Raw genomic sequence first — 12,255 nt, forward strand, 5'->3', positions numbered from 1 at the left:
TTTTTGTACGGGTTTTCTATAGATCAGGCTCGACGTTATTGGTTCCAAGTGGATCGACAATCAGTTCGCGCAGTACACATTGGGTTGTTGTTGAGAGGGCACATTTTTGCTTGCCGTCATGGGTGAAATTACTGGGGTCTAGCCATTGCCTATAGGCAGGCTGGAGCTGTTGCCAGTCTTCTGCGGTCATTGCAAACCACGCCGTGTCGCGATTGCGGTTTTTAACCACCATGTGATGACGAAATAAGCCTTCATAGGAAAATCCGAAGCGTTGCGCCGCCTTTTTTGATTTTTCGTTCAGTGCGTTGCACTTCCATTCGCAGCGTCGATAGCCCATTTCAAACGCATAGTTCAGTATTAGGTACACCGCCTCCGTCGCGGTGGGCGTGTGCTGGATTACCGGGCTGAACATGACATGAGCCAGCTCTAGGGAGCCTTTGTCGGGTTTGATTGCATCCAGAGCAAAAATACCCCGTGGTTCACCTTGGGCATCGGTTATGCAGTAAAAGCAGGGCGCCTCAATGGATTCCTGTTCGCGCAACCACATACAGTAGTGTTCGGCGGTAACAAAGGGGCCGTAGGGCATATAGGTCCAGATTGCCCCTTGACTATCGAGCTTCCACTGGTTGTATAGCGCTAGGCCATGCTGCTGGCTTGAAATGGGCTCAAGGTTGGCAAAGCTCCCTTTAATAGGCTCACCGTCGGGCGCCTTTGCGCTACTCCAGTTGAGGTCATTGCCTACGGGTTGTTGCAGAGAGTTGCGCTGCCAATGCAGGGGGTGGTGTTTCCTCGGGTGGGTTTTATTCATATTATGTCCTTTTTCTAACCGCGTTAATCATGACATTTATTCGTCGAAAACTGCTAGAATCCAGCGCAATAATTTATTCCTAGCAAAAAAAATTTATGTCTGACTCTAACGTTATCCCCTTCGCAGACGAACAGCTTCCGCTGAAAACATTCACTGAAAAAGCCTATCTCGACTATTCCATGTACGTGATTCTCGACCGTGCATTGCCGCACGTAGGGGATGGTTTAAAACCCGTACAGCGGCGCATTGTATACGCCATGAGCGAACTGGGTTTAAAGGCGAGTGCCAAATTTAAAAAGTCGGCACGTACGGTGGGTGATGTTATTGGTAAATTTCATCCCCACGGTGACAGTGCCGCTTACGAAGCCATGGTGCTTATGGCTCAGCCATTCTCCTATCGTTACCCGCTGGTAGAGGGGCAGGGGAACTGGGGGTCGCCCGATGATCCCAAATCATTCGCGGCCATGCGTTATACCGAGTCGCGTTTGTCGAAATATACCGAAGTGCTGCTGAGCGAATTGACCCAGGGTACCGTTGAATGGCTACCCAACTTCGACGGCACGTTGGAAGAGCCTAAGGTTTTACCCGCAAGGGTACCGAATGTACTGCTTAATGGTACAACCGGTATTGCCGTAGGTATGGCGACCGATATTCCGCCACATAATCTACGCGAAGTAGTGAGCGCTACGATCCACCTATTGGAAAACCCAAATGCAACCACAGAGGATCTTTGTGAGTTTATTTTGGGCCCCGATATGCCCACCGATGCCGAGATTATTACGCCGCGCGAAGATTTACGGAAAATGTATGAAACCGGTCGCGGCAGCATGAAAATGCGCGCGATCTGGACGGAGGAAGACGGTGATATTGTCATCACAGCACTTCCTCATCAGGTCAGTGGCGCCAAACTGCTGGAGCAGATAGCCGCGCAAATGCAGGCGAAAAAATTGCCGATGGTGGCTGACTTGCGTGATGAGTCTGACCACGAAAACCCTACTCGGCTGATTGTGGTGCCGCGTTCGAATCGGGTTGAACTGGAACCGGTGATGAATCACCTGTTTGCTTCCACCGACCTGGAACGCAGCTACCGCATTAACATGAATATGATTGGCATCGATGGTCGGCCGGGTGTGAAGTCGCTGGATAAAATTTTGAGTGACTGGCTCAGCTTCCGCATGGTTACAGTGCGACGCCGCCTGCAGCACCGGTTGGACTGGGTTGAACGTCGGTTGCATATGTTGGATGGTTTATTGGTTGCATTCCTCAACCTAGATGAAGTCATCCATATTATTCGTACTGAGGATCACCCCAAACAAAAGTTAATGCAGCGCTTCGAGCTCTCTGAAGATCAGGCGAACTACATTCTTGACACCCGTTTACGCCAATTGGCGCGACTGGAAGAAATGAAAATTCGCGGCGAGCAATCGGAGCTGGGGAAAGAGCGCGACAATCTAGCAAAATTACTGGATTCTGCGCGTCGCTTAAAAACGCTGATTCGCAAAGAGCTGCAAGAAGCGGCCGATGAGTTTGGTGATGACCGCCGCTCGCCCATTGTTGTGCGTGGTGAAGCTCAGGCCTTCAGCGAAACGGAACTCATGACCAGCGAGCCGGTAACGGTTGTACTGTCGGAAAAAGGCTGGATTCGAGCCGCCAAAGGCCACGACATTGACCCTACCGCGCTTAGCTACAAAGCTGGAGATAGCTTTCAGGTAGCGGCTCTTGGCAAGAGCAACCAAAATACCTTGCTGCTCGACTCTACCGGCAGGAGTTACGCCATTGCTGCGCATACGATGCCCTCTGCTCGCGGGCAAGGTGAGCCTATAACCGGCAAATTAAACCCGCCCAGTGGTGCCACCATAGAAGGCATGTTAATGGGTGATGAAAAACAGCAGGTGTTATTGGCTTCTGATGCCGGTTACGGTTTTGTTGCCAACCTTGCTGATATGTATACCAAAAATCGATCGGGCAAAGCCCTGTTAACCCTGCCAAAAGGTGGTCGTGTTATACAACCACAACTTATAAACGCCATCGATAGCAGCTGGTTGGCGGCCATTAGCAATGAAGGACGACTGCTGGTCTTTCCGATTACAGAATTACCACAACTTGCCCGCGGAAAAGGTAATAAAATTATCAACATTCCCGCTGCCCGAGTGCTGTCGAGAGAGGAGTTTGTTATCGCATTAGTTGTGTTGGATCAAAGCCAATGCTTGAAAGTTAATTCGGGTAAACGCCACTTAACACTTAAGTTTAAGGATCTAGAGCATTATTGTGGAGAAAGGGGACGAAGAGGAAATAAATTACCTCGAGGTTTCCAAAAAGTTGACTCGGTTGAGGTAGAATAGCCGCCGGGCTGGTTGCCGGTTTGTTAGCGTTCGGTTTGTGCGCGCAAAATACGTTTTGTGTTGAACGCTAGCCATTGTGTTAATCAGCCAAAATGGGTCATTAATTAGAATTTTCCAAGTTTGTGAAGTAAGGGGTTTGTAAGGCCGAGTAAACCATTTCTGGCAGCGCTACGCATAGTGTTCAGTATTTACGCTAAACCAGAGAAAACGGTTACATTCGGCGACTGCGAGAACCGAGTCACATTTAAAACCGGAAATGGGTTGAGTGATGTGGATTGTGGTGACAGACTCGGCTCTGTTTTTCTGTTCCCGCAACTGTATAACCCCGCGAAACAGTGTGAGATATGTCTGGATTCCGTAAGCACGGGCGAACACTTGAAAAGTGTCTTGTTCGTTTAAATCATGCCGATTTCGGCGAAGTTGTAGTTGAAACCCGTGATATTTCCGAGTCGGGCGTATTTGTCAGCTGTCGAGATATTGTTCGATTTATATCCATTGGCGACGAACTGCATGCAAAACTCTATTCCGAGTGTCGCAATGTTTCGGAAACCAGTATGAAGGTTGTACGCCTTACCGACGACGGTGTTGGGTTAGCCTTCGCCTAGGCACGGTTAAAAAAAAAGCTCCCCCAAAAACGTTGTGTTGGCTTTTATTCGAGCTTATTTGCACGAATCATAGCTCTTAGTTCTTCAATATACGCCTTCCCCCTTTCTGAATACTGCCCTAAGCCCGCGACTAAAGCAGAGCCTCTGAGTGGTTGCTGTTGTGTGCGTAAGCTCTCGCGTATTTGCCGAACCTCACGGTAGGCTCTGTGGGTGTTGATGTTTTTAAAGTAGGCTGCCACCGACTCCGCGGGCGAGCGAAACACTCTTACTTCGTGCCCGGCGTGAGCGGCGCGTTTGTTGGGCACAATGCCGCAACCTTTTGTGAAGCACCATTGGCCAAAGTAGTTATAGCCCTGCTGTGCAAATCGGGAGCGGCCCCAACCGGATTCGTTTGCGGCTTGGGCCAAAACCATAGAAGCAGGAATGATGTCTACCCGCAGCAATAGTTCTTTAATTGCCTGTGCTGGGTCAGTTGCTTCAACACCAAAACTTGCGCTTAATTGCCTAAGGCGCTTTCTGTTTTTTCCGTTGAGTTGACCGTGCTCTTGCCATTGTTCTTGTATAAGTAACAGCGCTTCTCGCTTAGTCGAGAGCTGACTGTTCTTGGCTTCAATGATGGCGCCGAAATAGCTGAAAAAGGTTGATTTGCGCGCTTTTGTATCTTCAATAGCAGAGAAATCGGGCAGATTTGCAATCGATGGCGGGATCGAAAGGTAGTGACTGGCAACCAGGGTGAAAACCAGCAGTAGGAAAAGGTAGGCGATCAAAACAATCGCTGTCAGTTTTTTCAACAGCATTTAAATTCCTTTTTTGTAAACTACAAATCCAAAGATTTGCGCATTTCACTAAATGCAGCGCGTGCTTTTTGTTTGTCGACGGGGGTTTTAATCTTGCTTGGTAGCGCGGGTTGTGTGGGGGTGATTAGTTTTTCACCGAGCTTCACACGGTCACAGACATCCTGATAGTGCTGTTTAAATACCGGGTAGGCATACTGCTCGCTGTTACTTTGTAAAAAATACCAGTCTGCCGATTTACCGGCGTAATACACCGCAAGGTGGCTCCAGTTGTAATTTGCTTTGGGCGAAGGTGCCCTGCAGGCCTCTAGGTAGGCGGCGTGAACCTCCGGCAGGCCGAGATCGCTGCTGGTTTCGCAGGCTTTGATCATAGTGGCTAGGGTGGGTAGGAATTCGTTGTTTTCAATGATCGTGCGGGCTGCTCGTAAAATCACGTTGCAGTTGAATCGCTGTAGGGCTTCAAACCATAAGCGCTTGGTAGCGTTTACATCAGTTTCATTGCCGTAGGCCTTAAAAAACTGGTTGTGGTAGTTACGCTTAAACAGCGCGAAGATCTGGTTAAGAGCATCAATACGCTCCTCACTGGCCTGCCCTTGAGTGGAGGCTTGAGAGGGGGCTTGAGAGTTAGTAGGCCCAGCTTCTGTCGGTGAGTTCTTCTTCAAGTGTTATATCTCGTGTGGATCGGTCATCAGTATTGCCTGGCTGGTTTGTCAGCGCGTGGCGTTTAGCCCACTCACGCTTGGCATGCTGTAAAAATCGTGTGTTCCAGCTGGTATGTACCTGTTTGCTGTCGCGCCAGTAGAGTACGAATTCTGGTATTAACGCGCTGGCAAAGTTTACATCAATATTGGCCAGGCGCAGCACATCGAATACGTCTTCCGATGGATGCCAATTGCCAGCGATGGGCTTGGGGTCGGTGCTGTGTTCCAGGGTGGAGTTAAACTTCTTCCATTGAATACGCACGTGCTGAATAAACTTGCTGTTCCAGGTTTTAAGCGAATCGCCCCGTTCTTGCCAGTAGAGAATAAATTCAGGAATAGCATCCTCTACAAATTCTTTCTTGATTTCCGCATGAACGGTCAGTACATCCATAGCATCGGGGCTGGGGTACCAGTTACTGTGCATGGGGCTATTCTGGTCCTGACGGTTACGCTGCGCCTCAAAATCCCGCCACTTGCGAATAACCCAAGAAATAAACTTAGCGCCCCAGGAACGGTGTGCCTCACCGGTGTCGCGCCAGTAGGTTACAAATTCCGGTAGGTGCTCGAAGGCAAAGCTGTCGGGAATATTGTGCTGGGCCAATTGCGCCAGCGTATCGGCTTCGGGCTGCCAGTTGTTAGGGATGAAGTTTTTACCGTAGGGCACTTGCTGTTGTGCTGTTTGAACTTGGGGAGGGGGAGGCGCCGGTCTCTGCTGTGTAGTTACTGCGGCTACTCGCTCGTTAAAGGCAAAGCGGTAGTGAGGGCTGCTGCCGAAGTCGGTGGGGCCCTGTAGTAGAACACCTTTGGCATGCAGGTTTTTACTCACGCGTAAAAGATCTCTGTCGTCCCAGAAAGGTAGTTGCGCGCGCAACCGGTCTACCTCCGTGGTGTACCAGTCGAACCCCTGAGATGAGTGAGGGTTATTGCCGGTGGCAATATCGGCGAGAACGGAGAGCAGCACAGATTCCTCCAGCCCCAAAGTGGCTGCTAGGCCAGGGTAGATGAGGATGGGGCGTTCGGGGATTAGGGATGAGCTCATGGCACCTCGCATTTAGGAGGCATACTTTAACATTCTGTGGGTCGATTTTGTTCTCTGATTTGCCTGTAAACGTTCGATTCTGTCGCTTGCCCTGGGGCTGACGGCTCCTCCGGTAACGCTATTCCTTGGTCGGACGCCACCGCCATAGCGCTAGCGTCTATCGTCTTGTAGGCGGGTGTGACCGAGTTGAAACCACCTCATTCAGGGGAGGGCGAGCTCGGCTTCAATCTTCACTAGCGCTACTCGGCACGAGCGGGTATGTGTTTTTGGGTGTTTTCCACCGCTAGTGCGCCTTCGCGGGCATGACGTATTCAGCTGATTTAAAAGATTCCGGGTGTGTTTTGGTCGCTTGCGAAGTGGGCGGGAATTCGGAAATCGGCCCGCTGTAGGCGAAGCCGATTTAAGTATCAAGCTAGGGAACCCTGATTTGGCAAAAAAAGTGCAGGTGCCCTAAGCTACTTACATACCCGCTGCTACCTGAGCTTTTCTTACCAGCTGCACAAACTCGCTGCGGTAACCAAACTCATCATCACCTTTGTTGGCCAGCGCTAGCGCAATGGCGTCTTCATACCCCCAGTTGCCAGTGTATTTGGCATCTTTCAGTAGTTGAGCAAACCCAGCAACCGCTGAGGCAAACCGCGCTTCTCGTTGCAGCAATTTGCTGCTTTCGGTTTCTTTGTCGATAACCGTGGTGAGTAGTTTAGAGGTGTTTTCTTCTGGCAGCTTGTAGCGAATTTTCAGGAAGGCGTATTCGTTACTGGCCGCTTCAAGTTTTTCCTTTTTTGCGTATCGGCTATTGTCGATCAATTGCGCAGCTGAACCCGCGGGGGTGATTTCGTATATAGCGGTAACGCTATGGCCTGCACCAATTTCACCGGCATCTACGGCGTCGTTATTAAAATCTTCCCGCTTGAGTGCGCGCGTTTCGTAGCCCAGTAGGCGATATTCGGCAACCGTTGTGGGGTTGAATTCCAACTGGATTTTTACGTCTTTGGCAATCGGAAATAGGCTAGATGTGGCTTCGTGTACCAGCACTTTTTGCGCTTCGCTAAGGGTGTCGATATAGGCGGCTACACCGTTACCGTTTTGGGCGAGGTCTTGCATCAGCGCATCGTTGTAGTTGCCGCCGCCGAAGCCGAGTATGGACAGATAAATACCCTTTTCTCGCTTGCGTTCAACAAATCCTTTTAGCTCTTCGTTGTTGGTAATACCAACGTTAAAGTCGCCATCGGTAGCGAGGAATATACGGTTCACCGCATCTTTTTTGAATGAGCTTTCGGCTAACTGATAGGCCAGCTTTATACCTTGCGCACCGGCGGTGGAGCCACCTGCACTCAGCTGATTGATGGCGCTGATGATTTTTTGCTTTTCCGATACCGCAGTAGGTTCCAGTATGGTGCCTGCGGCGCCTGCATACACGGCAATGGAGACGGTATCGTCGGGGCGTAGTTTACTCAGCAGCAGGTTCATTGACTGCTTCACTAGCGGCAGCTTGTCGGGTGCGTTCATGGAGCCGCTTACGTCCAGTAAAAATACAATGTTGGATTTCGGTTGCTCGGTTATTTCGTAGCCTTTAATGCCGATGTGGATGAGCTTTTTATCTTTGTGCCACGGAGAATCCATAACCGTTACCGAGCGGCTAAAGGGCTCGCTTTTGGATGAGGCCTGGGGGTACTGGTAATCAAAATAATTCACCATTTCTTCCAAGCGCACGGCATCTTTTTGTGGCAGTACGCCACTGTTCAGTTGTTTGCGCGTAAAGCTGTAGGATGCGGTGTCTACATCAATGGAAAAGGTGGAAACCGGTTCTTCGCTGGTAAGTTTTATCGGGTTGGTTTCGAAGGACTCGAAACGGTCGCGACCGGTTTCTTGGTGCGTTTGCTGAAGAATCTTCTCAGGTGCTGACTTCAGTTCTTGTCGCATTGCCATAGGGGCTACGGCAGGGCTACTTAAGGCCATATCAGCCATAGGCTTCGCTGCGGTTTGGGTTTGAATAGCTGTGCCCTTGGCTCGTTGCAGGGCCTCTGCAATTTCCATATCGGGTAGCGCACCAGCATCAGATTTATCGAGCTTTTTAGTGTCGGCTGAAATGGTACGGTATTCCGTGGTTATCTCCATCTCTTCCAGAACGGCGGTGTCGTCTTTGTCATTGGCTGAGGGGTTGGGTAGATTAAGCGGATAGGTTTCCACATAAGGGTCTTTGGTCATAATGCCGGGGTTGTAGGTGGTAATCATTACACCGAACAACACTACACAGGTGGTGGCCACACCACCGAAAAGCCATTTTTGTTGAAATACAGATTCTCTGTTCACGTCATCTCTCCGGTTCATTTTGTTGGAACTGAAGGTGTGACGCAGCCAGTGTATAAATCCTTGGGAATTTATTTCAGAATGTTTTTCTTCGCCCACTTTTTCGTTAGCGTGGGCGGTTTCAAACGCGTCTAGGGCCATGCGAATGGCCTGTTGTTTGGCTTTTGGGTCAGGTTGGCTATCGCCCGCTTGGTCGAGTAAGTTTTTTAAGTCGTGGTCATTCATGGTTAACGCCCTCCTTCGTTAGAAGGCCGAGTTTTTTGCGGATTTCGTGGATTCGCCAAGAAACGGTGCTTTCCTTCACGTCTAATACTTCGGCGGCTTCGGCGTGAGTAAGCCCCTCTCCCAGCACCAGTAGTAGCGTACTTTTAAAGCCTTCACCCCAGCTTTCGAGCCTTTTTAGAATCTGTTGCAAGTAAATACCGGCTTCATTGCCGCTGTCGCTGGTAGCGGCTTCTGGCGCGTCGTTATGTTCGTGCTGGTGACGAGCTTCGCCGCGATGCCAGTCCACAGCGCAGGTCACCACTATGCGATACAGCCAAGTGGTAAAGCTGGCATCGAAGCGATACTGTTTAATCGCGCGTGCCAGCTTTATACAGGCTTGTTGGGCAATGTCTTGCGCATCGTGTGAGTCGCCACACCATTTACAGGCAAAGCGGTAGATCCTGTCGTAGTGCAACTGCAACAGCGTTTCAAAGGCTTTGCTATCTCCGGCCTGGGCGGCTTGGATTAAAGCTTTATCGTGTGGTGAATTTTTCATTTCATTTCATTTTGCTTCAACTACTTAGACGTGTAGTGGCCGAAAATCCTTGGTAGTTAATTATTTTAATTCATTACAGTCTTCAAGAACGGCCGTGGTGCGGTTTATCATATGCACCGCCAGTGGCAGGCTGTTATCGAAAGGTGAAAGCCCTTTGTGTTCACGCATGCCGTTAAGCGACTGATAAAGTGCATCGGCTTTTTTGTGGGCCTGTTGCTTTTGTTCTTCGGTAAGGTGGCCGGTTATAGACGCCGAGAATTTGATTTGCAGGTTAATGCCGCCTCGCAGGCGCGCCACTTCGCTCCAAGCTCGGGCGTTGATGTTGGCTTGTATCTCGTTACCTTTCTGTTTTTCTTGTTTGGCAAAAATTTTTCGGCGCTGTTCTAGCGCAATAAGGTTGATTAACGATTGCGAAGAACCGTAAATGGCGGCTTGGGTAAAATAGCGTTCTGCTTTTTCGAGTGATTCGTGACTGGCTCTAGATTGGGTCATTATTTTTTGGCCGATTATCTGGTTTGCCAGCATATCGCCCTGCTCGGCAAGTTCATGCAGGGTATCGTCGCTGTAAGCATCATAGTCTGATGCGATTATTTCGTAGCTGCTGCCTACTTCGGCATAGTCTCTACCGCCTCTACTTTGATTCCAATTTTCATACTCAAGGGTCAGTTTGTGTATATCGAGAGTGTCGATGTCGTACTCTTGGGCAAGTGCTTCCAGCGGAGGAACGCAGGATTCAGGCAGGGGGTGATAAAACTTTTCGGGTAGTTCTAGAAAAGTAAGTATGGCGGGGGGGGCCGCCAGCTCTTGGCTCGTGTGTGTCGCCACTGTTTTTTTGCCGGGTGCAGGGGTGGGCGTGGATTTCGATGCAACTTCAGATAACGGCAGCAATGGCATTTCAGTTACCGCGGAGGTTGTGCTCGGGGCGGAGACCGGCGCGATAGGCTGTTGGGTTTCTGGCGCGCGGAAATTCCACATGATGATAGCGAGCAGGCTGGCGACGGCGGTTACCATTATAAAAATGTGTTTTGAGGGCATATTAGAGGCCGTGGCACTTCTTAAGTTTTGCACCTTTGCCGCACCAGCATAGGTCGTTGCGCTGCAATTTTATCGCGGGCAGCATTTCACCGTTGGTGTACCACCAGCGGCTGGCTTCAAAGATAAAGTTAGATTTTTCATGCAGTTGCTGCGGCTGCTCTGAATCGGTTGTGCAGAACGCAACAAATTCCACTGTAGCGCTGTTTCCCTGTGCAGGGGAAGCTTCTAGCACGCGTAAACTAAGCCAGTTATGGGTGCTCAGTGCGTGATCAACCTGTTTGCGCTCATCCCCGGTATGAAAATCCGGGTGTAGAGTGGCGATTAAATAATCGACATTGCCATTTACGAAAGCACAGAAGCGGGAGCGCATAAGCGCTTCAGGCGTACAACCGGTGGGCTGTACCTCCGCCAAGTGTAGAGGAGCACAACACGCGGCGTATGCCGTACCTGAGCCGCAGGGGCAGGTTGAGTCCATTAGTCAGGCCTTAGTAAGTGGACGTTAGTTAAGTGGTCGTTCGTTAAGTTGGTGTTAAACTACTCGGCTTGTACTAGCTGCCGGATAAAGCAATGTTCACCCACGATACCGAAAAAGAAAAGGCTTACCGCTTCTCTCGTCATGATACCTCACATTTGTTATCGCCAATGTCACCCCACCCGATAGAGCTGGAAGGTGAAACTTGGGCCAGCGCAGAGCATTATTTCCAAGCTCAAATGGTCGCGAACCCGTCCATTGTGGGGAAAATCAAAAGTGCCAAAACACCTGAGTTCGCGTTTAAGCTTGGTTCGCCTTGGTATCGTCGTAAACACAAGAACTGGAAGACGTTGCGCCGGGTGATGATGAGCCGAGCACTTTATACCAAAGTGCAAATGTATCCAGCGATACAGGAGGAGTTGGTGTCTACCGGAGACCAGCTGATTATAGAGGCGTCGGCGTACGACCACTATTGGGGAATTGGTCGAGATCAACGGGGAGATAATATGCTGGGTAAAGTATGGATGGATATACGACGTAAGTTTCTAAAAAAACAACTAGATTGATGGGAAGGGTGGCGTTAATATCCACATGGCAAGGAGGGACGGCATTTTGGGTGAGTGGAAATCTACCGAAGGTATATTTCACTGCGAATGCATCTTGCGTTAGACCATAAAAAGAATGAATCATTAGGAGTGTTCGAAAATGAAAAAAATACTATTATTCTTAACCATCGGGTTGATGTACGGTTGTGCGTCTAACCCTCAGCTGCCCGTAGCCCTAGACGATAACTATTTGCAACCTAAGATGAAAGTAGGTGTAGTGATGGATGAAATTCCTGCCGCTAATGTTTATCTTCCCGGGGCAAGCTGCCTACTCTGTTTGGCAGCTGCAGAAGCTGCGAATTCCAATTTGAGTAGCCATGTGGAGAGTTGGACGCCTAAGGAGTTTACGTTGGTAGAGTCTGAGCTTGTGACTCGCTTAGAAGAGAACGGCGTAGATGTTGTGGCAATCGACGATCAGATCAATTTCCGTAAATTACCGAAATTTCAGTCTGACGTACCAAATTCAGCCAAAAAAGATCTACGTGGCTTTAAAAATCAGTATGGAATTGATCAGTTGTTGGTAATTGATATTGATATGATCGGTATTGAGAGACCGTATTCAAGTTATATTCCAGCTGGAGATCCTAAAGCAATACTTAAGGGCGTTGCCTACCTTGTTGACCTTACAGATAATACCTACAAGTGGTACAAGCCTATAAGCCTTTACAAAGCTGCTGATGGTGAATGGAAGGAGCCACCGAATTATCCAGGCTTAACAAATGCATTTTATCATGTAATAGAGGTTGGCCGAGAGGCGGTGCTTTCTGAGTTTTAAGTGAATTTA

12 protein-coding genes are annotated in these 12,255 nt (G+C 49.5%); 4 read left to right on the forward strand and 8 right to left on the reverse strand.

Features of this window, described 5'->3' with window-relative positions; all coding sequences use genetic code 11:
* Positions 1-16: 16 nt before the first annotated feature.
* Positions 17-808 carry a GNAT family N-acetyltransferase gene (locus tag H5336_RS13705; RefSeq protein WP_185234837.1) on the reverse strand — a complete coding sequence of 264 codons (792 nt, stop codon included), beginning with the start codon at positions 806-808 and terminating at the stop codon, positions 17-19.
* Between the two features lie 95 nt (positions 809-903).
* On the opposite strand from H5336_RS13705, the gene parC reads away from it, so the two are divergent.
* Together parC and H5336_RS13715 are read left to right on the forward strand one after the other, a co-directional pair.
* Positions 904-3,150 (forward strand): DNA topoisomerase IV subunit A, encoded by a 2,247-nt coding sequence (parC, locus tag H5336_RS13710; RefSeq protein ID WP_185234838.1) that lies wholly within the window; start codon positions 904-906, stop codon positions 3,148-3,150.
* Positions 3,151-3,494: 344 nt separating this feature from the next.
* Positions 3,495-3,755, forward strand: coding sequence for a PilZ domain-containing protein (locus tag H5336_RS13715; RefSeq protein WP_185234839.1), 261 nt, complete (start codon positions 3,495-3,497; stop codon positions 3,753-3,755).
* Positions 3,756-3,799: 44 nt separating this feature from the next.
* On the opposite strand, the gene H5336_RS13720 is transcribed toward H5336_RS13715, so the two are convergent.
* The 7 genes from H5336_RS13720 to H5336_RS13750 all read right to left on the reverse strand — a co-directional run bounded on the left by H5336_RS13720 (position 3,800) and on the right by H5336_RS13750 (position 10,869).
* The gene (locus H5336_RS13720; RefSeq protein ID WP_246439095.1) at positions 3,800-4,552 is read right to left on the reverse strand and encodes a glucosaminidase domain-containing protein; all 753 of its coding nucleotides are present in this window, start codon (positions 4,550-4,552) and stop codon (positions 3,800-3,802) included.
* A gap of 20 nt (positions 4,553-4,572) precedes the next feature.
* Complete coding sequence (locus tag H5336_RS13725; RefSeq protein WP_185234840.1) at positions 4,573-5,211, reverse strand: replication protein P; 639 nt, start codon at positions 5,209-5,211, stop codon at positions 4,573-4,575.
* A complete protein-coding gene (locus tag H5336_RS13730) occupies positions 5,174-6,289 on the reverse strand; it encodes a DnaT-like ssDNA-binding domain-containing protein (RefSeq protein ID WP_185234841.1) in 1,116 nt (371 codons plus the stop codon). Before H5336_RS13730 ends, H5336_RS13725 begins: the two co-directional genes overlap by 38 nt.
* A gap of 459 nt (positions 6,290-6,748) precedes the next feature.
* Positions 6,749-8,824 carry a vWA domain-containing protein gene (locus H5336_RS13735; RefSeq protein WP_185234842.1) on the reverse strand — a complete coding sequence of 692 codons (2,076 nt, stop codon included), beginning with the start codon at positions 8,822-8,824 and terminating at the stop codon, positions 6,749-6,751.
* Positions 8,817-9,359 carry an RNA polymerase sigma factor gene (locus H5336_RS13740; protein ID WP_185234843.1) on the reverse strand — a complete coding sequence of 181 codons (543 nt, stop codon included), beginning with the start codon at positions 9,357-9,359 and terminating at the stop codon, positions 8,817-8,819. The genes H5336_RS13735 and H5336_RS13740 overlap by 8 nt, the downstream gene beginning before the upstream one ends.
* A gap of 60 nt (positions 9,360-9,419) precedes the next feature.
* Complete coding sequence (locus H5336_RS13745; protein ID WP_185234844.1) at positions 9,420-10,394, reverse strand: hypothetical protein; 975 nt, start codon at positions 10,392-10,394, stop codon at positions 9,420-9,422.
* Position 10,395: 1 nt separating this feature from the next.
* Positions 10,396-10,869, reverse strand: coding sequence for a YchJ family protein (locus tag H5336_RS13750; RefSeq protein ID WP_185234845.1), 474 nt, complete (start codon positions 10,867-10,869; stop codon positions 10,396-10,398).
* Positions 10,870-10,961: 92 nt separating this feature from the next.
* Here H5336_RS13750 and ybiA point away from each other — a divergent pair, with 92 nt between their 5' ends.
* Positions 10,962-11,432, forward strand: coding sequence for a riboflavin biosynthesis intermediates N-glycosidase (gene ybiA / locus H5336_RS13755; protein ID WP_185234846.1), 471 nt, complete (start codon positions 10,962-10,964; stop codon positions 11,430-11,432).
* A gap of 139 nt (positions 11,433-11,571) precedes the next feature.
* Positions 11,572-12,246, forward strand: coding sequence for a hypothetical protein (locus H5336_RS13760; RefSeq protein ID WP_185234847.1), 675 nt, complete (start codon positions 11,572-11,574; stop codon positions 12,244-12,246).
* Positions 12,247-12,255 lie beyond the last annotated feature (9 nt).

The organism is Teredinibacter franksiae (assembly GCF_014218805.1).
Classification (GTDB): domain Bacteria; phylum Pseudomonadota; class Gammaproteobacteria; order Pseudomonadales; family Cellvibrionaceae; genus Teredinibacter; species Teredinibacter franksiae.

What these genes read in the sequence shown, in the direction of transcription:
- H5336_RS13705 (WP_185234837.1), bottom strand. Translation starts at nt 808, where the DNA reads ATGAATAAAACCCACCCGAGGAAACACCACCCCCTGCATTGGCAGCGC.
- parC (WP_185234838.1), top strand. Translation starts at nt 904, where the DNA reads ATGTCTGACTCTAACGTTATCCCCTTCGCAGACGAACAGCTTCCGCTG.
- H5336_RS13715 (WP_185234839.1), top strand. Translation starts at nt 3,495, where the DNA reads ATGTCTGGATTCCGTAAGCACGGGCGAACACTTGAAAAGTGTCTTGTT.
- H5336_RS13720 (WP_246439095.1), bottom strand. Translation starts at nt 4,552, where the DNA reads ATGCTGTTGAAAAAACTGACAGCGATTGTTTTGATCGCCTACCTTTTC.
- H5336_RS13730 (WP_185234841.1), bottom strand. Translation starts at nt 6,289, where the DNA reads ATGAGCTCATCCCTAATCCCCGAACGCCCCATCCTCATCTACCCTGGC.
- H5336_RS13735 (WP_185234842.1), bottom strand. Translation starts at nt 8,824, where the DNA reads ATGAATGACCACGACTTAAAAAACTTACTCGACCAAGCGGGCGATAGC.
- H5336_RS13740 (WP_185234843.1), bottom strand. Translation starts at nt 9,359, where the DNA reads ATGAAAAATTCACCACACGATAAAGCTTTAATCCAAGCCGCCCAGGCC.
- H5336_RS13745 (WP_185234844.1), bottom strand. Translation starts at nt 10,394, where the DNA reads ATGCCCTCAAAACACATTTTTATAATGGTAACCGCCGTCGCCAGCCTG.
- H5336_RS13750 (WP_185234845.1), bottom strand. Translation starts at nt 10,869, where the DNA reads ATGGACTCAACCTGCCCCTGCGGCTCAGGTACGGCATACGCCGCGTGT.
- ybiA (WP_185234846.1), top strand. Translation starts at nt 10,962, where the DNA reads ATGTTCACCCACGATACCGAAAAAGAAAAGGCTTACCGCTTCTCTCGT.
- H5336_RS13760 (WP_185234847.1), top strand. Translation starts at nt 11,572, where the DNA reads ATGAAAAAAATACTATTATTCTTAACCATCGGGTTGATGTACGGTTGT.